This is a genomic window from Roseibium sp. SCP15, assembly GCF_040329435.1.
In the GTDB taxonomy this organism is placed as follows: Bacteria; Pseudomonadota; Alphaproteobacteria; order Rhizobiales; family Stappiaceae; genus Roseibium.
In genome coordinates this window covers 953,740-973,143 of the sequence record NZ_JBDZYI010000001.1, presented here as the reverse complement: position 1 = coordinate 973,143, position 19,404 = coordinate 953,740, and the positions used below count along the sequence as shown (strand labels likewise).

At 53.7% G+C, this 19,404-nt stretch carries 20 protein-coding genes and 3 tRNA genes; 9 read left to right on the top strand and 14 right to left on the bottom strand.

What is annotated here, in order from left to right; all coding sequences use genetic code 11:
• The first annotated feature begins 203 nt into the window (after nucleotides 1-203).
• Complete coding sequence (locus tag ABLO27_RS04380) at nucleotides 204-494, top strand: hypothetical protein (RefSeq protein ID WP_353030732.1); 291 nt, start codon at nucleotides 204-206, stop codon at nucleotides 492-494.
• 358 nt (nucleotides 495-852) lie between these two features.
• Here the strand turns inward: ABLO27_RS04380 and ABLO27_RS04375 are convergent, their stop codons facing one another.
• Nucleotides 853-2,802, bottom strand: coding sequence for a BTAD domain-containing putative transcriptional regulator (locus tag ABLO27_RS04375; protein WP_353030730.1), 1,950 nt, complete (start codon nucleotides 2,800-2,802; stop codon nucleotides 853-855).
• 225 nt (nucleotides 2,803-3,027) lie between these two features.
• On the opposite strand from ABLO27_RS04375, the gene ABLO27_RS04370 reads away from it, so the two are divergent.
• Nucleotides 3,028-3,285 (top strand): hypothetical protein, encoded by a 258-nt coding sequence (locus ABLO27_RS04370; protein WP_353030729.1) that lies wholly within the window; start codon nucleotides 3,028-3,030, stop codon nucleotides 3,283-3,285.
• A 225-nt stretch (nucleotides 3,286-3,510) separates the two neighbouring features.
• On the opposite strand, the gene ABLO27_RS04365 is transcribed toward ABLO27_RS04370, so the two are convergent.
• Nucleotides 3,511-3,587 (bottom strand) — tRNA-Arg (locus tag ABLO27_RS04365).
• Between the two features lie 143 nt (nucleotides 3,588-3,730).
• Nucleotides 3,731-4,036: an ETC complex I subunit gene (locus ABLO27_RS04360; RefSeq protein ID WP_353030728.1), complete on the bottom strand. Its 306-nt coding sequence runs from the start codon at nucleotides 4,034-4,036 to the stop codon at nucleotides 3,731-3,733.
• 287 nt (nucleotides 4,037-4,323) lie between these two features.
• Here ABLO27_RS04360 and ABLO27_RS04355 point away from each other — a divergent pair, with 287 nt between their 5' ends.
• Nucleotides 4,324-4,629: a hypothetical protein gene (locus tag ABLO27_RS04355; RefSeq protein ID WP_353030727.1), complete on the top strand. Its 306-nt coding sequence runs from the start codon at nucleotides 4,324-4,326 to the stop codon at nucleotides 4,627-4,629.
• Nucleotides 4,630-4,681: 52 nt separating this feature from the next.
• Here the strand turns inward: ABLO27_RS04355 and ABLO27_RS04350 are convergent, their stop codons facing one another.
• From ABLO27_RS04350 to ABLO27_RS04320, 7 genes are all read right to left on the bottom strand, one after another.
• Nucleotides 4,682-5,722 (bottom strand): PLP-dependent cysteine synthase family protein, encoded by a 1,041-nt coding sequence (locus ABLO27_RS04350; protein ID WP_353030726.1) that lies wholly within the window; start codon nucleotides 5,720-5,722, stop codon nucleotides 4,682-4,684.
• A 157-nt stretch (nucleotides 5,723-5,879) separates the two neighbouring features.
• Complete coding sequence (locus ABLO27_RS04345) at nucleotides 5,880-7,550, bottom strand: acyl-CoA dehydrogenase family protein (protein WP_353030725.1); 1,671 nt, start codon at nucleotides 7,548-7,550, stop codon at nucleotides 5,880-5,882.
• A 196-nt stretch (nucleotides 7,551-7,746) separates the two neighbouring features.
• The gene (locus tag ABLO27_RS04340; protein WP_353030724.1) at nucleotides 7,747-8,496 is read right to left on the bottom strand and encodes an SDR family NAD(P)-dependent oxidoreductase; all 750 of its coding nucleotides are present in this window, start codon (nucleotides 8,494-8,496) and stop codon (nucleotides 7,747-7,749) included.
• Nucleotides 8,497-8,768: 272 nt separating this feature from the next.
• Nucleotides 8,769-8,845: transfer RNA gene (locus tag ABLO27_RS04335), tRNA-Pro, on the bottom strand.
• 139 nt (nucleotides 8,846-8,984) lie between these two features.
• A complete protein-coding gene (locus ABLO27_RS04330; protein ID WP_353030723.1) occupies nucleotides 8,985-9,470 on the bottom strand; it encodes a DUF192 domain-containing protein in 486 nt (161 codons plus the stop codon).
• 180 nt (nucleotides 9,471-9,650) lie between these two features.
• Nucleotides 9,651-10,232 carry a cold-shock protein gene (locus ABLO27_RS04325; protein WP_353030721.1) on the bottom strand — a complete coding sequence of 194 codons (582 nt, stop codon included), beginning with the start codon at nucleotides 10,230-10,232 and terminating at the stop codon, nucleotides 9,651-9,653.
• A gap of 137 nt (nucleotides 10,233-10,369) precedes the next feature.
• Nucleotides 10,370-11,149: an SIR2 family NAD-dependent protein deacylase gene (locus tag ABLO27_RS04320; protein WP_353030719.1), complete on the bottom strand. Its 780-nt coding sequence runs from the start codon at nucleotides 11,147-11,149 to the stop codon at nucleotides 10,370-10,372.
• Nucleotides 11,150-11,202: 53 nt separating this feature from the next.
• On the opposite strand from ABLO27_RS04320, the gene ABLO27_RS04315 reads away from it, so the two are divergent.
• Nucleotides 11,203-11,643, top strand: coding sequence for a VOC family protein (locus ABLO27_RS04315; RefSeq protein ID WP_353030718.1), 441 nt, complete (start codon nucleotides 11,203-11,205; stop codon nucleotides 11,641-11,643).
• Nucleotides 11,644-11,768: 125 nt separating this feature from the next.
• A tRNA-Glu gene (locus ABLO27_RS04310) sits at nucleotides 11,769-11,844 on the top strand.
• A gap of 61 nt (nucleotides 11,845-11,905) precedes the next feature.
• Here ABLO27_RS04310 and ABLO27_RS04305 read toward each other — a convergent pair.
• Nucleotides 11,906-12,760 carry a hypothetical protein gene (locus tag ABLO27_RS04305; RefSeq protein ID WP_353030716.1) on the bottom strand — a complete coding sequence of 285 codons (855 nt, stop codon included), beginning with the start codon at nucleotides 12,758-12,760 and terminating at the stop codon, nucleotides 11,906-11,908.
• Nucleotides 12,761-13,243: 483 nt separating this feature from the next.
• Between ABLO27_RS04305 and ABLO27_RS04300 the strand changes: the two genes are divergently transcribed.
• On the top strand, nucleotides 13,244-14,848 hold the full coding sequence (locus ABLO27_RS04300) for a caspase family protein (RefSeq protein ID WP_353030714.1): 1,605 nt from the start codon (nucleotides 13,244-13,246) through the stop codon (nucleotides 14,846-14,848).
• Nucleotides 14,849-14,925: 77 nt separating this feature from the next.
• On the opposite strand, the gene ABLO27_RS04295 is transcribed toward ABLO27_RS04300, so the two are convergent.
• Complete coding sequence (locus ABLO27_RS04295) at nucleotides 14,926-15,348, bottom strand: ExbD/TolR family protein (protein WP_353030712.1); 423 nt, start codon at nucleotides 15,346-15,348, stop codon at nucleotides 14,926-14,928.
• Between the two features lie 145 nt (nucleotides 15,349-15,493).
• Between ABLO27_RS04295 and ABLO27_RS04290 the strand changes: the two genes are divergently transcribed.
• The 3 genes from ABLO27_RS04290 (at nucleotide 15,494) to ABLO27_RS04280 (ending at nucleotide 17,175) form a co-directional block, all read left to right on the top strand.
• Nucleotides 15,494-15,952 carry a DUF1036 domain-containing protein gene (locus ABLO27_RS04290; protein WP_353030710.1) on the top strand — a complete coding sequence of 153 codons (459 nt, stop codon included), beginning with the start codon at nucleotides 15,494-15,496 and terminating at the stop codon, nucleotides 15,950-15,952.
• A gap of 74 nt (nucleotides 15,953-16,026) precedes the next feature.
• A complete protein-coding gene (locus ABLO27_RS04285) occupies nucleotides 16,027-16,458 on the top strand; it encodes a hypothetical protein (RefSeq protein WP_353030708.1) in 432 nt (143 codons plus the stop codon).
• Nucleotides 16,459-16,494: 36 nt separating this feature from the next.
• Nucleotides 16,495-17,175, top strand: a complete 681-nt coding sequence (locus tag ABLO27_RS04280; protein WP_353030706.1) for a MotA/TolQ/ExbB proton channel family protein — start codon at nucleotides 16,495-16,497, stop codon at nucleotides 17,173-17,175.
• Here the strand turns inward: ABLO27_RS04280 and ABLO27_RS04275 are convergent.
• Both ABLO27_RS04275 and ABLO27_RS04270 read right to left on the bottom strand, forming a co-directional pair.
• A complete protein-coding gene (locus tag ABLO27_RS04275) occupies nucleotides 17,159-18,967 on the bottom strand; it encodes a hypothetical protein (protein ID WP_353030704.1) in 1,809 nt (602 codons plus the stop codon). The genes ABLO27_RS04280 and ABLO27_RS04275 overlap by 17 nt on opposite strands.
• Nucleotides 18,964-19,386: a biopolymer transporter ExbD gene (locus tag ABLO27_RS04270; RefSeq protein ID WP_353030702.1), complete on the bottom strand. Its 423-nt coding sequence runs from the start codon at nucleotides 19,384-19,386 to the stop codon at nucleotides 18,964-18,966. The genes ABLO27_RS04275 and ABLO27_RS04270 overlap by 4 nt, the downstream gene beginning before the upstream one ends.
• Nucleotides 19,387-19,404: the final 18 nt, after the last annotated feature.

Sequence of the window (19,404 nt, the reverse complement as noted above, 5' to 3'; positions counted from 1 at the left end):
AATTGCAACCAGCGTAGATTTCGGCAACTACTATTGAGAAAGGTCGAAATATCGACCTATTCTCTTCATCGAAAGCAGTCAAACATCAGTAAATACCGCTCATGTGAATACTTTTACTAAAGTTTGACTTATTTCAGTTTAGCCGCGTGACCATCCCACCACCAGCTAAATTTTCTCGCAACCTTAACTTCTGGAGGCTGACAATGCACGCCAGCACTACTTCAAAAAATGATTTGGAAATCGGCGCAAAACTTGGCGCGATCATCCAGGACGCGAATTCTCGAGCACAGTTGATCGAGAAACCGGCCGAGATTTTGGGCGGGGTTGGAATCAATTCTGATGTGACGATTTTTGCCGATACTTCGGATCTTGTGCACCTGATTATTCCGGCCAATGTCGACGCTGAGCGTGTCGCGGCCGGCGACGATGCCTATTTTGAAGAACTTGGCCGCGCTGCACTTGGTAGCTGCTACTACGAAGACATACCCGAATAACTCGCTAACCAGCAACACAATATCGCCCGAGTAGCGTCCTTCATTCACGCACTCGGGCGAATATCGAGGAGTGTGCAAAATGGCACGATTTCCGTATCACAGGAGCAACGTAAGAGAACTCGGTCGACTTTTGGCGATGGCCGCGTTGGACGAAAAATGCAACTCAGCACTCCAAGCAAATCCAGCAGAGCGACTTGCAGAAATTGGATTGCCCAAACAGACAACCGAACTCCTGACGTTCCGTGTAGTCGACCAGAATAGACATCCTAACGCGACCGCTTTGCCATTTAAGCTCAATGCAGAAAAGTTGAGACGAGAGGACTCAAGTTACCTAACGGGTATTTCTAGAAACTTCTCGCTAAACTGATCCGGATCCTTCAAACAAAAAGCGCTGCACCAAAGCAGCCCCGCGATCATAATCCTGTCGCGCTTTCTCGCCTTGGAAGAAATTGACTTTCTTTCGCCAACTTTCTGGATCGCTCAACGCAAGAGATGCTCCACTAGAGTTATTGGAAGCCTGCTCGATAAACCTTTGAAGCGTTTGTAAGGCCTCGCTTTCGCGGCCCGTGCACAGCAAAGCCGCTACGCGAGTGGTCAATCCAGTAACCCCTACGCCGGCTCCCCGCTCAATCTGAGAGATCGCGGCTTCGTAATCCTCGGCGGCGAAGTAGATGTTTGCAAGATACTCGTAAAAAACACGCGGTACGAAGGCAAAGAGAGAAAAAGCTCTTTCTGCAGTCGCGAGCGCTTCGGAAACGTCCCCTGAAAACGCAAGTCCTTCAGCCACCGACATGAGGTTTGCCGGGTCCGAGGAACTTAGTCTGCCTGCGTTCTGAAAAGCGCGGCGCGCGTCTTCCGGCAAGTTCGAAAGGATCAATGCCCAGCCATAGATGCGTTGATTCATTGCCTGCCAAGGGTCAAGCATGATGGACTTTTCAGCAAGACTCAAAAGGTTGTTCATGCCGTCCGCCGAATTCGTCTCATGAAGAGGAAAATGCAGTTCCCTCTTCATGATGATAGAGGCCCGAGCGGAGTATATCTTGGAAAATGAGCGATTTGTCCGCTCGATCTCGTCCAGAAGACGCAGGGCTTTTTCATCAGACTGGGGCGTGAAATCCCACATAAGTGCGTCCGCCTGGCACCAACGCGCAAACAAGTTGCTGTTTGCCGGATTTCTCAGCTTGCCGATCACATGACCATAGACACGACTGACGATCTGGCTGGCCGCCGGTGTAAGTCCGTCCCAGAGCCTCAGGTCCACAATTTCGTTAAAAACAATCTGCCCGATCGTCCGGTCTTCGAACTGGACTACGATCTTGCCGGATCGTTCATCATGCCGAAACCGCAGCAGATAACTCCCGAGCTCATGCCCCTCGACGCGCATTGGCTTGGGCATGTCAGCATCGCCGAAATATTCGGACTCATACAAATCGAACGAACGAAAGGATGATAGACCGGAAACGATTTCTTCCCGCAGGTGGACAGCGTCGTTGAGCCCTTTCTTCAGAAGGGACGAAGAGATGATCGATATTTCCGGCAGCAGAACGACGTCTTCACTGTTTGGAAGAAAGTTTGACGATACGCTCGCTTCTCCGGGGCTTCGAAAGACATTTTCGGGCTGTGCAACCGGTTCGTCCTGCTTGAGCAGGTTTCTGGTCTCCTGATCAGGTTCGGCATCCAGGAGCAATCGCATCTCGCGTTCGCATGCTCTGTACTGCTGCTCTGCCCGTTCCTTCTGACCCAGGTTCAGGTAAAGACGTATCAGAACCCTGTGTGCTGCTTCCAAGGCAGGGTCCACTTTCAGCAGAAATCGACCACCGGCTTCCACCCGCACACCGCCGTCTTCAGTCGATATCTGATTGAGATGGCGGAGAGCTGCGCCGGTCACTTCAGAGCGTACCCGTTCGCGCTCTACCCTGAGCCAGTCCGAGAATTCCGAATCAATGTCTTCGTAGCCGGCGAGAAAATCTCCTCGCCAAAGTTCCTCCGCTTCCTGAAAGTCGTCAGCTCGCCCCTTTTCGAGCAAAGACATGATCTGCATGTAGTCGGATGAAAAAACATTTTGATCGAGCTGCACATGTCCGCTTGAGGAAATCACGACATCAAAGCCGGCCTCTTGCTCCGCTGTCTTCAGTTGGCGTAACGCCTGACGGAGGGATTGCATGGCCTTGGTTCTATCCTTGCTGCTCCAAAGCAGGTCAGCCAAAGCCTCTCTGGGAGCATTCATGCTCCCCATTCGGCTCAAATACCCCATGATGGCCAGCGCCTTTCGGGTCTTTACCGCCACCGGCTCTTGAGCCTTGCTCAAGAGCAAGGGCCGCCCCAGACAAGCGAAGCAGGAAGCGTTTGCCATCAATTCCCCGTATTCGAGACACACATATTCAGGCGTGGGTTTTCGCAACCGCGAATGCCATACAACCTGTAACACAACAACACCTTATCACGCTCATTTCACGCTGCAACAGCATGCTTGTTGTGGATGGTTACGGCAGCCTTGCTGCAAACGGCAATTAGAATACTGGTGGGTAGTATTATGTCTAAGACAGTTAGCAAACCTGATCGCAAAGTGGTTGAACAGGAACCAGCGGTCGAAGCGATCAAGCGCATGATCCGCTACACAAAGAAGGAAGCCGACAAGGACGGTCGCACATTCTGCTCGTACTGCCTCGACATGGCACTACAGTCTCTGGAAGACGGTTCAGAAGATCTGGATTCGATTCTGAGAACAAAAATCACGCCGCTCATGGTCGGTCAGCCCGTCGCTGAAGCCGCCAAGGCTGAAACAGTTTGAGCAAAACATTCATTTTGCACAGAAGATTTTTGTTCCGGATGTGAATCTGGGCAAAGAGCGAGACACGCTGGTGGTGGTGGAGCAATCCGCCGCCGCCATTTCTTTGAGCTGCCGACTTCGTTGAAAGAGAAAAATTCCCTGGCGCCCGAGAACCGCGCCATTTCCACAGCTCCATACCATCCGCAACTTGGTGATGGAGCTTAACATGCAGCTTGATTTGGGAGTTGGCGACCCCGACAGGATTCGAACCTGTGACCATTCGCTTAGAAGGCGAGTGCTCTATCCAGCTGAGCTACGGGGCCGTTTGTTTCGTAGCGGGCCGTTCAACAAGTCCGCTTCGTCTTAAATGCGCTGAAATCACCTGCCGTGTCGATCCGCAATTCCGGGTTTCAACAGGCAATCCAGCTAATTTTCTGCTCTAATCATGAGCAGCTAATCTTAGAGGTCAGTGGGTCCAGGGCGCCACACGATTGAACCTGAAATTATCCGCATAGGCTGACCCGCGGACCTTTCTTTCGTGCGCCTTTTCAATTCTATGCGCAATGCCATGGCGCTTTGCATAGGCAACAGCTTCTTCCTGTGTTTCGAAGAACAGGCGAACCTGCTGCTTCATGTCGGAAGAGGATGTGTAACCCATCAGCGGTTCAACAGATTTTGCGACTTCCGGTTCGTAATCCAGGACCCAGCGCTGAGTCTTGGCTTTTCCCGATTGCATGGCTGTCTTTGCCGGGCGGTAAATGCGCGCAACCATTTGAAGGTGCCTCTAAATCAAACTGCAAAGTTTCGCTTCGCGATCAAGAAGAGCTTTTTCCCGTCTTTTTCCGCGAAGTCAACACTGTTGTTGAAGATGTTTCTACCGTTACACAAATCCAAAAGCCTTTAAAGTCCGCACTCAGGTCGCATTAACGGTGTTTTCCAACACGTCTTGCATTACAAATTGGTGACCTGACAGACCTCCGTGTCCTATGCTACTAATTCGGGACAAAAGCGTTTTGGACAACCAATGCTGATCAATACCTTCTCTTTGCAGAGCGGATATTGAGCAAGACAATTGCAAAAGAATGCCGGACCAACCTCCGCATTCCACGAAAGAACAACAAGGCACAGCGCATGTACCACAACATTCACAAGGGTCTGGGTGAATATCTACCGGAACATGTGCAACCGTCTTCCCCTGATCCCTCAAGTCTGAAATCTGCGATCGATGCAGCCAATCTGACTCAGATCTGGGACATGATTTTAAATCTGGATTACGGAACATCCGAAGTGGAAAGGCTGTCGCCGGACAAACAGGATGAGTTCCTGAATGTCATGTCACTGCTGCTGAAAGCCATCGACAGATAAACTGTTACCGACAAAGCCGAATTCTCAGATCGTCGATCAGTTTCGAAATTTTTTAAAGCCAGTCATTCAACTCGGCCTCGTAGAGGCTGGTGTCTCCAATGTGTTCGCTAACCCATTCAGGGCGATAATAAGTGTCCAAGTATCTTTGGCCACTGTCACACATCAATGTGACGATGGAGCCCTGCTCACCCCTTTCCATCATTCTTTTCGCAATGCTCAAAGTACCCCAGAGATTCGTACCAGTAGAAGCCCCGGCTTTTCTTCCGATCAGTTTTTCCAGCCAGAGTATCGTGGCTACGCTCGCTGCATCAGGAACCTTGATCATCTGGTCGATGACGTCCGGTTGAAAAGAAAGTTCCACTTCGGGTCTGCCGATCCCTTCAATACGACTGGACTTGTTCGACGTCAGTGAGGTGTCGCCGGAAATGTAGCTTTCATAGAAAACCGAGTTTTCAGGGTCAACTACGGTCAGTTCCGTGTCGTGCCCCTTGTACCGGATGTACCTGCCGAGCGTTGCGGATGTCCCGCCCGTGCCGGCACTCATGACAAGCATTTTCGGAATGGGATACGGTTCGAACTCCATCTGCCTGAAAATACTCTCGGCAATGTTGTTGTTGCCACGCCAATCCGTCGCCCGTTCGGCGTAGGTGAACTGATCCATGAAATATCCGCCAATGGAATTCGCCAGCTCCACCGAGGCAGCGTGCATCTGTGGTGCACTGTCGACAAAATGGGTCTGACCGCCATAAAGCTCGATCTGCTCGATCTTGCTCTGCGCCGTGCTTTTCGGAATGACGGCGATGAAGGGAACACCAATCATCCGGGCGAAGTATGCTTCTGAGACCGCCGTGCTGCCGGAAGAGGCTTCGATGACAGTCGTGCCTTCCGTTATCTTGCCGTTGCAAAGAGCATACAGAAACAGAGAGCGGGCCAGGCGATGTTTCAAACTGCCGGTGGGATGGGTACTTTCATCCTTTAGATAAATGTCGATGCCTTCAAGCCGCGGAACCAGCAGTTTGAACAGGTGCGTATCCGCAGACCGGTGGGAATCGGCGCTGATTTTACTGACAGCCTGAGCTACCCAAGTATCCATGTACTCCCCCCTAACCTGCGATTTTGGAGCGCCTCCTGCGCATCGCGAGACTCCCCGCACGGACATCTCGCGATTTCAACCACTTGATTGTTTGATCGTATCATATCAGGACGGGCAGGCCAGTGCCGGTTCAACCCTTGAGACGGTGTCTGGGGCATCAACTAGCCGGGATTGCTCTTTCCAGGATTGGGTCGATATCGACAGTCGCTGGCAGCGTGCCATAGCAACCGGTCCATGTGGTTCCAAGTCGGGCAAGGCAGAAAGCTTCTGCCGTTGACGCCGGTCCATATTTCAACAACAGGCTTGCCTGCAGGATTATGGCCAGGCGTTCAGTCAAGCCTCTTGCCCGGAGTTCCAGATCTTCCTTGTTTGACAATTCGTCTTTCAGCGCCACAACCGCCTGATCAAACAGATCATTGTTGCCTCTTGCACCTTCCAACTCTTTCAGGATGACCGAGATCGCCGCAGGTTCCCGGTGCAGCGCTCGCAAGACGTCGAGGCAGATCACATTGCCGGACCCCTCCCAGATACTGTTGACCGGCGCCTCGCGGTAAAGCCTCGGAAGTATCGATTCTTCGATGTAGCCAGCCCCTCCGTGGCATTCCATTGCCTCGAACAAGTGTGCAGGCGCGCGTTTGCAGATCCAGTATTTGGCAATCGCTGTTCCGATGCGTGCAAGCACGGCCTCGTCTTCGTTCTCTTCTGACTTGTCCAGAGCACTCGCAATGCGCATCACCAGCGCAACCGCCGCTTCGGCTTCAATTGCCAGGTCCGCGAGAACGTTTCTCATCAATGGTTGCTGTATCAGACGCTTCTGGAATGCCGAGCGATGAGCTGTGTGGTGAAGAGCCTGAACAAGGCCCTGTCGCATCATTGCAGCTGAACTAGCAGCACAGTAGATCCGCGTTCCCTTCACCATCTCAATAATCGTTGGAATCCCCCTACCTTCCTCACCGATCATCATGCCCCAGGTCTCTTGAAACTCCATTTCCGACGATGCATTTGACCGGTTGCCAAGCTTGTCCTTCAATCTCTGTATCGCCAGGTTGTTGCGCTCTCCGTCCGGCTTCCAGCGAGGCACAAGAAAGCACGACAGACCGACCTCCGTGTAGGCAAGTGTCAGGAATGCATCGGACATTGGAGCTGAGCAGAAGAACTTGTGGCCACTCAGCAGGTAGGCCGAGTTCGGTCCTTTCTCCCCTCCGATCGGCACAGCCTGAGTGGAATTGGACCTGACGTCCGACCCGCCCTGCTTTTCAGTCATGAACATGCCCACGGTCGCGCCACTCTTTTCCTCTACCGGAATGTCTCGACCGTCGTAGGTGGTTGAAAGCAACTTCGGAACCCAGGCATTTCCCGCTGCCTTGTTCGCGTTTAGCACCGGAACGATCGCGTAAGTCATTGCCATTGGGCACATGACGCCGCCTTCGGGCTGAGAGAACATATAGGTGAGCGCCATATGCGCCACCTGCGCGCCGGGGCCCTTGTGATTCCAGGCGAAATTCGGAACTTCGTGGCGAATAGCGAGGTCCATCAGGTCATGGTAGGCCGGATGAAACGCTACCTGATTGATCCGCATCCCGTATCGATCATATGCACGCAGCTCAGGCGGGAAACGATTTGCTGCATCCGCCTTTTCGAATGTCAGGGCGGCCCCTGCCTCAACACCGGCGCGTGCCAATTGTTCTTGTGCCCAGCCTCCGCCGAACAGGTTGACCCAGTCGCGCAACGCCTTGTCGTCCTGCCAGAGATTTTGATCTCCGATGTAAGGAGGCATGTTTGTGACCTGGTGCGTTGCCAGTTCACTTATCGGTTGTCTCGGCTGCATCCGGGGCTCCCATCCACTTCGCGTCCCAACTCACCTTTACCTTAAGGGAAAGTGGGCAGACGATTGAAGCCCATAAGCACCATTTGGCTTGTTGCCGGCTTTAATTCTTCATGGGGCGACTGGATTACGAATATTGTGGTCGACCATGAGGTTCACCAGACACAGACTTCCCATCGGTCAAGACAGTCTCAGACGATCAGATCAGGCCACCATTAACATGCAGGCACTGCCCCGTGATGTAGGCGGCTTCCGCTGACATCAGGAAGCGAATAGCTGCCGCCACCTCATTGGGTTCACCAACACGCCCCAGCGGAATCTGGCGCATCATCTCAACAAGTTCCTTTTGTGGAACTCCATCACGTGTGCCCTCGTCCTTGCGGATGAAACCGGGCACGACACAGTTGACCGTGATGCCGTCGCCGCTGAGAGAGGCAGCAAGGCTTCGAACGGCTGTTTCCAGTCCACCCTTGGACGCCGCTGAAATGGGAAACTGTCTTATGTCAGTTCGAAAGACGTGAGAGGTAAAACTGCCAACCGCCACGATCCGGGGTTCCGGCGCCTTCTTCAAAAGCGGTACGGCAGCCTTTGCCAGTTCAAAGAAACTGAAAAGGTTGCCTTTGAATGCATATTCAATGTCTTCCAGTGATCCCTCAGAGAGCGATTTCAAGACCGGGAACCCGGCATTGGCGGCAATGCCGTCCAGTCTGCCGAAACGTCTTTCGGCTGCATTCACCAGTTCGCTTGCAGTTCCCTGAACCGCAAGATCTCCCAATACCAGTTCGGTCTTGGTGCCTTTACGCTCGATGAATTCCGCAACGCCTTCAAGCTCTGTCTTCGAGCGTCTGGCATGTATCACCAGACCCGCCACCTCACCGGCAAATCGTTTTGCCAATGCCGCCCCGATACCAGAAGATGCTCCGGTAATTATCAGACATCTTTCATCCATCGCAGCCTCCTGAGGAAATTCAGCTTTCAGTTATCCTATGGTGTCATCGCTTGAGTTCACCAGGAAACAAGTTTCTCAGAATTCACGACAAATTATGTTGAACGGTGCCATATAACCAAGTTGGATCAGGCTTCCGCCAAAAGGTATGCCAGTCGGCACGCAACGCAGATCGGCTTGAAGTCCAGTTTCCCTAACCTGCCCGGCGCAAAAAAACACCCAGCACCAGAAAGCGGCTGCTGTGTCGATCTTTTAAGTTTTGAAGGGAGAGAAAATGGTCGGGGCAGCAAGATTCGAACTTGCGACCCTCTGGTCCCAAACCAGATGCGCTACCAGGCTGCGCTATACCCCGAGCCGTTGATGGGTTGCGGTGTATCCGCGTTCGAGACGTGCGTCAAGTGCGATCGAAATGTGTTTCTTTCGCTTCTTGTGGAAACTGCAACATCCCACGCAATGGACTGCAATCGAATGACGTGACCAATCCAGCTGACCTAGTCAGCTTTCATGGATGGGCTTGATATCCGGTCACCAACCTTGATCTCGAGTTTTTCCGCAATTCCGGCGTTCACCTCAAGTACAAACCTGGCTGGCTTTCCCGACGGTATGACTGCCTCCGAGAACGGGGTCGTGTCTGCCGCAATACTGACGATCTGACCTGTATTGTCGATGTAGATGATATCCAGCGGAAGCGGTGTGTTCTTCATCCAGAAGAAACGCTCTCCCTCACCCTCGAAGATGAAGAGCATGCCGTGATCGGCCGCCATTTCTTCCCGGAACATGAGGCCGCGGGCCCGTTCAATGTCGGTCGCCGCAACTTCGACCAAAAAACGATGTTCGACTTCATCGCTCTTGACCAGAAGCGTTTCCTGGGGAAGCGGCTCATGACCATTGGCAGCGTTGGCAAACACGGTTGTCATCACTACGGAAAAGGCCAGCGTGACTGCAAGAAGAGAACCGGAAACCAAGCGTGAAATCATTGTGACAAACCTAAATGCAAACTTCTGGCCTCAAGGGAAAACATCAAGTTTTGCAGAAACATCTGAATGCACCAGTGTTTCTGCGTCCCCGGCAAATTTCGATCGTCAAATCCATAACAAACAAATTGGCCGGAGCAAGTCCGGCCAATTCCAACGTCATCAAAAAGAAATGACTTGCGATCAGTGAGATGCGGGAATGTGTGTTCCCGAACCGACCGGCCGGATCTCTGCTGCCATCCGCCCTTTGGGCCCCTGCCCGAAGCGAACCATCACATCCTGGCCCGGACGCAGTTCCGTAATACCGAAGCGTCGCAAGGTTTCCATGTGAATGAAAATGTCTTCCGTCCCTTCGCCCTGTGTCAGGAAGCCAAAACCTTTCACTCGGTTGAACCATTTGACGGTGGCTTTTTCAAAACCACTTTCGGGTACGACCTGTACATGTGTTCTGGAAGGAGGCAGTTGGGAAGGATGGGTCGCGGTGGACTCGTCCATCGAAAGAATGCGGAAGGCCTGCAAGCCACGTGGCCGGTCCAGCACTTCGCACACGACGCGTGCGCCCTCATAGGCAGTCTGGTATCCGTCCCGCCTGAGGCAGGTCACATGAAGCAGGATGTCTTCTTCGCCGTTGTCCGGCACAATGAAGCCGTAGCCCTTGCCGACATCGAACCACTTTATTGTTCCGGCAACCTCGAAAACATCAACGGCAACGTCGTCAGTCAATGTGTCGAGCGCGCGGGGCTCCCGTGCGGTCTTAACCCCCATAGCCTTTTTGTCCCGTCTCTGGTCCGCATCATCCGGCTGAAGGAAGTTTGCGACTCACCTTTCAACCGATTCCTAACAAAAGGATAACATTGCGCACTAAAGCGAGAAGCGAAATTCTTTAACTAACCACAGACCATTTAGGGATTTTGTGCGATTTCTTGCAGAAATCCTGAAAAAGTTTGCGCCAATGGCGTTCTGATAACTGTGGATGCCATGGAATCCAGCGGTGTTTCTTCGCCGTTCAGAATCACAAGTTCAGCCCCACTCTGCACCGCAATAGCAGGTAACTGTGCCGCGGGGTGAACAACAAGCGACGACCCGAGAACCAGGAAGAGGTCGCAAGTCTGAGCTGCCTCGGCAGCCCTCACAAGGTCTGCCTCCTCCATCTGCTGTCCAAAACTGACCACCGCAGCCTTCAACAACCCTCCGCAATGTCGGCAGACCGGGCTGCGACCGGCATCCACATGCTTGCGTTGATCTTCCAGTTCCGCCCGTTTGCCGCAAGACAGGCAATTTGCATAGGTCGAGTTGCCGTGGATTTCGATCAACCGCTCCTGAGGAAAACCGGCGAGCTGATGCAGGCCGTCAACATTCTGGGTAATGAGTGTTTCCAATTGTCCGGAACGCCCAAGGGATGCCAATGCAAGATGCGCGGCGTTGGGCACTGCCTTTCTGAAGAACTCCAACATCTCGAAGCGCCGGTCCCAATCTTCGAGGCGGCTTTCTTCAAAAGAAACGAAGTCCTGATATTGAACCGGTTGCCGTTTTGTCCATATCCCTCCCGGGGACCGGAAATCCGGTATCCCGGATTCAGTCGATATTCCCGCTCCGGTAAGCGCCACGATGCGCTGGTCCGGCTCCCTGGAAATTTGTTGGACAAAGTCTCGTGCTTCGGACAAGCAGGTGATAGTAGTCATGGTCCGATCGGGCGCCTTCCGGAATGTCCCTCGATCGAGGAAAAGGACAAGATATGCGTTATTTGCACACGATGGTTCGCGTAACCAGCATTGAAGACTCTCTGGATTTTTATTGCAACAAGATGGGCTTGACGGAAATCCGCCGTCACGAGAGCGAGAAAGGCCGGTTCACGCTGATCTTCCTTGCCGGGTCCGACGACCTGGAAGCAGGCAAGGCGACAATGGCTCCCCTGCTCGAACTCACCTACAATTGGGATCCTGAAGAATATTCCGGCGGCCGCAATTTCGGTCATCTGGCCTATGAAGTGGATGACATCTACGAGTTTTGCGAAAACCTTCAGAAGAAGGGCGTAACGATCAATCGCCCGCCTCGCGATGGCAGAATGGCCTTTGTTCGTTCACCGGACAACATTTCCTTTGAGGTTCTGCAAAAGGGCGAAGCTCTTGAAATCAAAGAGCCTTGGGCTTCCATGCCGAATGTCGGCGAGTGGTAGAACAACCAAGTTTTCAACAAGCGCAGGCCCGGAAATCCGGGCTTGCAAAAAATTGTCACAAAGGCTCTTGCGGGCAAGTCCATTCCCGCCTATAAGCCTCCCCACGACGCAGCCGCGTCGACCGCGCGCCCATCGTCTAGCGGTCTAGGACGCCGCCCTTTCACGGCGGAAACACGGGTTCGAGTCCCGTTGGGCGTGCCATTTTTTTCCGGCACTTGGATATCATTTGTTTGGTCAGGCAGCGCTGTTGCGCTTGCGTGTTTTACTTCGTATTTGGTGACACGTATCGCCCTTTGATCTTTTGAGCCGGATCATCCTTCTTGAAGAGCGTCCTTCCTGGAAAATTCCGCTCATAGAATTCAGCAATCTTTGCAGCGCTTGGCCCGGCAAATTCCACCCTGCCGTCCGGGAAAAACACATCCAGGTCATCATCCTCGTGTCTGGAGGCATATGTTTCCTGCGAACCATGCAAGATCATCGGCACGCCAATCCTGCTGTTGACGAAGTTCTGCACGTCGAAAAACTTGGGTGATCTTGCATGCGTTTGACCCAAACGCTCTTCCTTGACCCGAACAACTTCGCTTGGAGCTTCCATATCAACGATGCCGTAAAGGTCGAAATCGCCGTGAACACATTTTCCGGCCGTGATCAGAGAGCTTGAGGAAAACTTCACACACCCGAAATAGGGATCTTCCGGGTCACGTTCGACGAAATAGAGCCCTCCATTGGGGATGTATGTGAACTGCTTCTGGCGTTCATGGGTCGACATTTCGGGCCGCAACTGACCGGAGAAATCTGCCCATGCCTGGACAGCCTTGGCATATTTCCCATCGGTATAGGCCTGTTCTCCCACCATGGCAGGATCAACGACAAGCCCGGCAATGCATCCTCGTTTGGCAGGAGCAAGACGGCTTCCCCGAGGCGCTATGTCGAAATCCGCGGTTTTTGCCTTGCAATCCAAACGCTTCGGCGAGGCATAGTTTTCTCCGATGTGCTGGAGCGATGCAGTATTTGTTCGCCGAACCAGTATGGCAACGTTGTAGAGCCTTGCCGCAGATTGAAAAACACCGAGATGCTCGGGGCGCATATGTCTCAGTATGTCTGCTTTTCCAACCATGAAAGATCTCCCGGAAGGCAACCTTGGTCCGTCCACCTTCATTCGGCCCGCGACATCTGGATTCTAACAGAGCCCATTCGGAATGCGCGTGATTCTCATCACAGCGGCAGACCGGAACAAGGTGGCTGATAGCGAGCTTGCCAGGATCGGCATTTGGTTACTCAATGCCCGATCAAGTTCGGGTCGATATCAATCTCCTTTAAACCATCGTTTCAAAAAAAGTGCGGATTCTCGCGACTTCTCATGGTGTTCAAGAATGCGATTGGCTATAGTATTCGGCAGATTCTAGGGGTGCGTATGCCGGTCCATTCCACGACCGGTTCCGGTGGTCATGGGGCTGATTTCACCGAATTATCCTTCCTGTGACGCGTATTACAGATGCATACAGCCGTTCGAGGTACTTCTTTATTACAAGAAGAGTTTTACCTTGAAACAAGATCGGGCCAACCGACAGGCAAGAAATGATCGACGAGAGGACAGAGAATGTTCAAACGAATGATCGCCGTGCTGGCAATTCTCATTGCAGGGACAGCCCCGGCATTGGCCAAGCGGGTTGCGCTGGTGATTGGAAATGGTTCCTACGAACACACGGTGCAGCTTCCCAATCCGGCGAACGACGCAACGCTTATGGCCGCAAAGCTTCGCAGCCTCGGCTTCGATGTCGTGGCGGGACAGGATCAGAGCTATAGCGACATGCGACGCTCTGTCATGGAGTTCGCAAAGAAGGCCTATGGCGCCGAGATTGCCCTGTTGTTCTACGCTGGACACGGCATGCAGGTCGGTGGACAGAACCTTCTCGTCCCGATCGACGCAAAGATTGAAGACGAAACCTCTCTCGACTTCGAAACCATCTCCGTTGATTTCATCATGCGCCAGATGTCCAAGGACGTGAAAGTGCAAATGGTGTTTCTCGACGCGTGCCGTGATAATCCGCTGGCGCGCACGCTTGCCCGCCGCATGGGACCAAGCCGTTCGGGCAACCTCGGTTCAGGCCTCGCAGAAATCAAGATTGAGGAAACGGGTGGTGAAGGGTCCGTCATTGCCTTCGCGACCAGCCCCGGCGACGTTGCACTTGATGGCGATGGCAGCAACTCGCCTTTCACTTCCGCCCTCATCCGCCACATCGACACACCCAACGCTTCGATCCAGACCGTGATGACCCGCGTTACCGGCGATGTCTATGATGCGACAGAGAAGCGCCAGCGCCCCTGGGTCAATGCTTCGCTGATCGGTGAGGTGTTCCTCAACAAACGTGCAACTGAAACCGGTACGGAAGTTGCCGCTCTCGGCAATGCCGCGACATCAGCTCCCCAGCAGCCGGCAGCAAGCACTGCGGCAGTTAATACCACAACCCAGTCTAATATAGCCTGGGAACGGGAAAAACTGATCTGGGAAACGGCCAAATCCAGCAACACAGTTGCCGACTATCAGGCTTACCTGTCTGCATATCCTTCCGGTACTTTCGCGGATTTCGCACGCAACTCGATCAAGCGCCTGGAAGCCAAGAGCCAGGTGGCTTCGATAGATCCGGCGGTCACACCGTCTGCGGCGACGCCTTCGGCCTCTCAGACTGGTGCACCGACCGGTGTTGTTTCAACGCTACCGGACCCGCAAAAGGCTATTCCGGGGACTCCTGAAACCGAAGCAACTCTTGGGTGGAACCGCACGGCACGCAAACAGGTCCAGACACGCCTGAACCTCTCCGGTCAGAATGTCGGCCGCGCTGACGGTGCATTCGGTCCCAAAACGAGAGCTGGCATCACCGCCTGGCAGACTGCAAATGGCATTGTTCCGACAGGATATTTCACTGCCGCTCAATATGCCCTTCTGACGACACAAACAGCAGTCCAGTACACGGCCTATGAAGCTGAGGTGAAGCGCAAGCAGGCAGCTGCAGCAGCTGCCAAGCGCCGCCAGCAAGCCTCTCGCAGCACGACCCCGACCAGACAGCCAGGCACTGCCGGCACAGCCCCGCAGCGTGTCCCCGCCAACAACAACAACAACACCGGCGGAGGCATCAATCCAGCAGGCGCAGCCTTCATCGGAGGTGTCGTTGGCGGTATTCTCGGTGGAGCGATCGGACGCTGACCGAAACTGAAGACCTACGGCAAAAGGCCCGGCATTCGCCGGGCCTTTTTCTTTTCACTCTCCAACCGCCAAAAGCATCACTCAAGCTTTAAACTCACTTTCCTGAGACGTGAGGATCTCGCCTCGTCGAGAATGTCGATCACTTGCTGAAACTCTGTTCCTTCAGCGGGAACCAGGATCGCATTCTCGGCGCCTAGGGACGCGAGGCGATCCAACTCGCCGGACAACTGCTCCAGAGAAACATCAACTCCGTTTACGGTCAGCATCTGTTGCGACGTAGTCGAGGCCGGCCGGAAAGCAATCAGGATTGGAAGCACACCCAATTCTTGCTGAGCCTTCCCCTCCGAGCTTCCCTCTTCGTTAAGAGAGACTTCAAGTGGTCGCCAAACACCAAAAGTAGAGGAAAGCAGGAAGAACATGACAAGAATGAAAATAACGTCGATCAATGGCATCAGCGGTATTCGCCGGCGTTTTCTGATCGGATTTTTAATCAGGATCATTCGTCATGTCTTCTGTTGCCAGAACGCAGCTTCGCTGTTCAATGTCGCTTAGAAATGGCTAAACCTCAATCTTTTATGGCAAATTGACCGCCAGACCACATTTCCTTAGCGTGATCTCCAGCACTGTCTGAATGAAAGCCGATTGATGGAGCATGCACGCCTTCTCAGCGCAAGAGCCAAACCAAACAGGCTGACGTACCGGGCTTCAATCGCCGGATACATGCTGTTCGTCTTCTATGTTTTGAACCCTGCTCTTGCACATGCAGGTTTGAGGGTTTGCAACGGTTCGGTTGACCTGGTGAATATTGCGATCGGTTATGAAACCGAAAATGGTTTGCGCACAGAAGGGTGGTGGACGATCACGTCAAACGCGTGCAGCCAGATCCTTCAGGACCCGCTCAAGAACACCCGTTACTATCTTCATGTCGCGGACGGATTTGGCGAAAGCCGCCTTGCAGGTGACATTACCCTTTGCATTCGCGAAGAAAAATTCGTTTTGTATGATGGAGATCAGTGCTGGCAACGGGGTTTGATTGAAGCGGATTTTTTCCAGGTCGAGACAGACGGTGCAGAAGACTGGACCGTTTTGCTGTCTTATGACTGAGTTGAGACACTTGGCTGAGCAACTGTCCGCCACCCCGTTCCGCCAGAGCAACTGACATCATTTGGGGGAGTTTAATGCGCTACAGGTTTCGTAATTTTGTCATTGGTTTGTTATTTGCCGCGACGGCCGCGCCGGTTCAGGCGCAGGAGTTGTCTGGAAAAATCGGGCTGGAACTCAACCATGTTCAGCCAACTCAAGACGGCGGCTGCCGCCTCTCGGTCATTGCAAAAAATGGACTGGAACGCCCGATGAGCCAACTTGGCCTCGAAATGGTTGCCTTCAATTCCGAGGGTCTGGTCGATCAATTCCTGAGGCTGGACTTTTCCAGAATTTCTGCGGGAAAAACAAAGGTTCTCCAATTTGATCTTTCCGGAAAGGCATGCGACAGCATTTCCCGACTTCACATAAACGATGTGCTGAACTGCGTTCCGCCAAGCATCACGGATGTCTACTGCCCGGACCTGCTGGAACTCAAGAATCGCACTTCAATTCAATTTGGTGACTGAAGATTGTCCTCAAGAGCATGGAGGAACAGAACCTGAATGGTTGAGTCGTCTTCTTCCCTTCTTCAGTTGGGCGGGCCTGTTGTCCTTGTCCTCTTGGCCATTTCCATCGCAGCACTCGCCGTCATACTCGCAAAGACATTCCAGTTTTCAAGCGCGCGTGTCGGTCGGCACGGCCTCACCCGACAGGCTGTCACCTTGTGGAGAACGGGTGAACGTGCCAAAGCAACCCAGATCCTGCTGAAAGACAGGTCTCTCTGCGGTGCCCTGGTGCGCAGTGCCATGGACGCCATCCAACAACTCGACCAGCAGCCCCTTGCCTTTCAGGACCGTGATATCCGGGAGGAACGATTGCGCGAAGAGATTTCGGCGAGAGCCGCGGATCGACTTTTCGCACTGGCCAGCTGGCTTAAAGCGCTGGATCTCGTCACGCAGATCGCTCCATTGCTCGGCCTGTTCGGAACAGTGCTCGGCATGATCGAAACTTTTCAGGCCCTGCAGGAATCTGGGGCTACCGCGAACCCGGGCACCCTGGCCGGTGGTATCTGGGTTGCCCTTTTGACCACAGCAAGTGGACTGGCAGTCGCCATTCCGGTTTCCGTTGCCGTTACCTGGTTCGAAACCAGACTGGAGAAAGAACGCGCGGCGCTCGAAGTTCTCCTGACGGGTGTCTTCACCGCAAACGTTGCCCCGCAGCAAGCACCTATCGTGACACCTTGAATGCTGTCAGCGAATAGACGCCGGGGTTGTGAAGAACATCGGAAATTCGGCTGGCGGGCAACGAACCAAACCGCTGAGGCTGGTTTTTATGTGGCCGGTTCCAGATTGCCAGAACCAGTGCCGTTTCCTGCTGCTCGGACGAAATCAGTGTCACAGGAACGGAAAAACGCCAGCCGCCAGCTGTTACGGCGTTGGTTTCGGGTAGAATGTATCTGCGCCCATCGTGAATTTGACCTGCGTCGTCAATCACATAGAGTTCTGGCGGCCCTTTGCCGTTCAACTCGAGTCCGACCTCTTCTGCCTTCGCGATTCTGCCAAGCGGCAGATCCCGTTGGATGACCCCTGAAACACGGGTACCGCTTGCTACGACTGTTGCATCAAGGTTCACCAGACCCGCAGCCTCAACCCCGGCAAGCAGACCGGGCGCATCCAGTAAAGCGCATTGCTGGGGCGTGACCAATCGCACTTCAATACTGGCCTCATACCCCTGATCGGCGGAAAACCTCTTGTCGAACTGCACGAATGCCGGAATTGAAGACCCAAACGCAGTAACCGCCGCGCTGTCCGGTCCGGCTGCTATCACGGTCAGATGTGAGCACTCACCGGCATCATAACCGGCGACATAGGCAGCAACCTTGGCAAGCGGATCAATGCTGGCAACTTCAACCGGTCCAACGTTTTGCGTCGGTTCACCCGAGATCGGAGCGGAAGGCACGTTGGACGTTTCAGGTTCTGATGGTCCGAGCGACGGCAGTTCGATTTCCGCAGGTGCCACGGCGGCAAGCTGTTGTTGCAAGGGCTGGACCGTCTCCACGGTGTCTGACTTCGATTGAACCGAAATCCGTTCGGCATCCGGACTTGAAATCGATGCAGAAGGTCCGGGCGAGCTCTGCACCACCTGTGCCGATGGTGTTGCTACCGATTGAGGACCGCCTGCTAGCTGACTGGTTGACGCAGCAGGAACAGCAACCACTGGCGAGACGGTTGTCGTGACGGACTGTATTGCCGGTTGCTTGGATGGGCCTGAGGCGGCATTCACCGTCGGCACAGTCTGGCCAGGTGCCTGTTCAATGCCAGTTACGACCGGGACACTTGCCGAGTGCTTTGAAACAGAAGTTGGAACCAGTTTCTGAGGTTTCTGAATCTCGCCAATCGGAGAGATGGCAGTCACGACTTCAGCCTCCGGGACGCCTGCTGCTGCGTGTTCCTCTACTCTAACCGGACGAGCGTCAACCACTGCAACAGCCTGTGATGATGCTGATGGCGACAATGCCTGTGAAGTTGCTTCAATCGGTTGCGATGAGGTGACACTCACGACGTTTTGCGGTGCTGCAACGACATTTGGCGTGGCGACAACTTCTGCCGGAACTTCGATGATTTCATCGGAAGATACGCTGTCTATTGCGGAGGATTTAACGACGTTTGTAGGTTCAGACTGAGGTTTTGTGGGCCGGACAACCTGCGTTTCTCCGGGACGAACCGGAACAGCAGTGGTTTCAGTTTGCACAGGCAAACTGGTGCTCGCCTGCGGAACGACGGATGCCGTCTCCGGTTTCAATTCCTCGGTCACGACGTTTTCGACAACCGCCACTCGATCAAACTCAAGGCCACCGCTTTCTATGACAACTTCAGTCTCCAGCTGCTCCTTCTGCTTATCAATCGTCAGGGACAAGTCCGGAAGACCGTACATCAGGATCGCGAGATGAATGCCGACGGAAACTCCCAGAACCGCCGGCCAAATGTAAGCCGGAATCGCCCAACTGCTGCCCTGGTTGTAGACAGCCGCCGTCACGGCTGTTCCTTCTCGACGGTTACCAGCGTCAATCGCCTGACACTGTTCGCCTGCAGGAAATCGGCCAAACCCGCGATTTCCGCCATTTTCGTACGTTTGTCGACCTGGATCGAGAGATTGCCCGCGTCGCTCCCCAGGTCCTCCAGAACATCTGTAATGCCCTGACGATCCAGTGGCACGCCTTCAAACCAAAGTTCACCGTTCCTGGTCAAAACCAAGGTGCGCTGGATGTCCCCACTTCCCTCGTCAACGGTTGTTTGCGCCCACTCGAAATCCTCCGGCAGCGGTGGTCTCAATGTTCCGGCTACAAGCAAGAACAGAAGCAACAGAAACACCACGTTGATCAACGCAAGCGAACTGTCTGCGGGCCGATGAGCCAACGGTTTCGGAAGGTGTATCGGTTTTGTGTAGCGCTTCATGCCTTGTTCGTCGTTTTA

What these genes read in the sequence shown, in the direction of transcription:
- ABLO27_RS04380 (WP_353030732.1), top strand. Translation starts at nt 204, where the DNA reads ATGCACGCCAGCACTACTTCAAAAAATGATTTGGAAATCGGCGCAAAA.
- ABLO27_RS04370 (WP_353030729.1), top strand. Translation starts at nt 3,028, where the DNA reads ATGTCTAAGACAGTTAGCAAACCTGATCGCAAAGTGGTTGAACAGGAA.
- ABLO27_RS04360 (WP_353030728.1), bottom strand. Translation starts at nt 4,036, where the DNA reads ATGGTTGCGCGCATTTACCGCCCGGCAAAGACAGCCATGCAATCGGGA.
- ABLO27_RS04350 (WP_353030726.1), bottom strand. Translation starts at nt 5,722, where the DNA reads ATGGATACTTGGGTAGCTCAGGCTGTCAGTAAAATCAGCGCCGATTCC.
- ABLO27_RS04345 (WP_353030725.1), bottom strand. Translation starts at nt 7,550, where the DNA reads ATGCAGCCGAGACAACCGATAAGTGAACTGGCAACGCACCAGGTCACA.
- ABLO27_RS04340 (WP_353030724.1), bottom strand. Translation starts at nt 8,496, where the DNA reads ATGGATGAAAGATGTCTGATAATTACCGGAGCATCTTCTGGTATCGGG.
- ABLO27_RS04330 (WP_353030723.1), bottom strand. Translation starts at nt 9,470, where the DNA reads ATGATTTCACGCTTGGTTTCCGGTTCTCTTCTTGCAGTCACGCTGGCC.
- ABLO27_RS04325 (WP_353030721.1), bottom strand. Translation starts at nt 10,232, where the DNA reads ATGGGGGTTAAGACCGCACGGGAGCCCCGCGCGCTCGACACATTGACT.
- ABLO27_RS04320 (WP_353030719.1), bottom strand. Translation starts at nt 11,149, where the DNA reads ATGACTACTATCACCTGCTTGTCCGAAGCACGAGACTTTGTCCAACAA.
- ABLO27_RS04315 (WP_353030718.1), top strand. Translation starts at nt 11,203, where the DNA reads ATGCGTTATTTGCACACGATGGTTCGCGTAACCAGCATTGAAGACTCT.
- ABLO27_RS04305 (WP_353030716.1), bottom strand. Translation starts at nt 12,760, where the DNA reads ATGGTTGGAAAAGCAGACATACTGAGACATATGCGCCCCGAGCATCTC.
- ABLO27_RS04300 (WP_353030714.1), top strand. Translation starts at nt 13,244, where the DNA reads ATGTTCAAACGAATGATCGCCGTGCTGGCAATTCTCATTGCAGGGACA.
- ABLO27_RS04295 (WP_353030712.1), bottom strand. Translation starts at nt 15,348, where the DNA reads ATGATCCTGATTAAAAATCCGATCAGAAAACGCCGGCGAATACCGCTG.
- ABLO27_RS04290 (WP_353030710.1), top strand. Translation starts at nt 15,494, where the DNA reads ATGGAGCATGCACGCCTTCTCAGCGCAAGAGCCAAACCAAACAGGCTG.
- ABLO27_RS04285 (WP_353030708.1), top strand. Translation starts at nt 16,027, where the DNA reads ATGCGCTACAGGTTTCGTAATTTTGTCATTGGTTTGTTATTTGCCGCG.
- ABLO27_RS04280 (WP_353030706.1), top strand. Translation starts at nt 16,495, where the DNA reads ATGGTTGAGTCGTCTTCTTCCCTTCTTCAGTTGGGCGGGCCTGTTGTC.
- ABLO27_RS04270 (WP_353030702.1), bottom strand. Translation starts at nt 19,386, where the DNA reads ATGAAGCGCTACACAAAACCGATACACCTTCCGAAACCGTTGGCTCAT.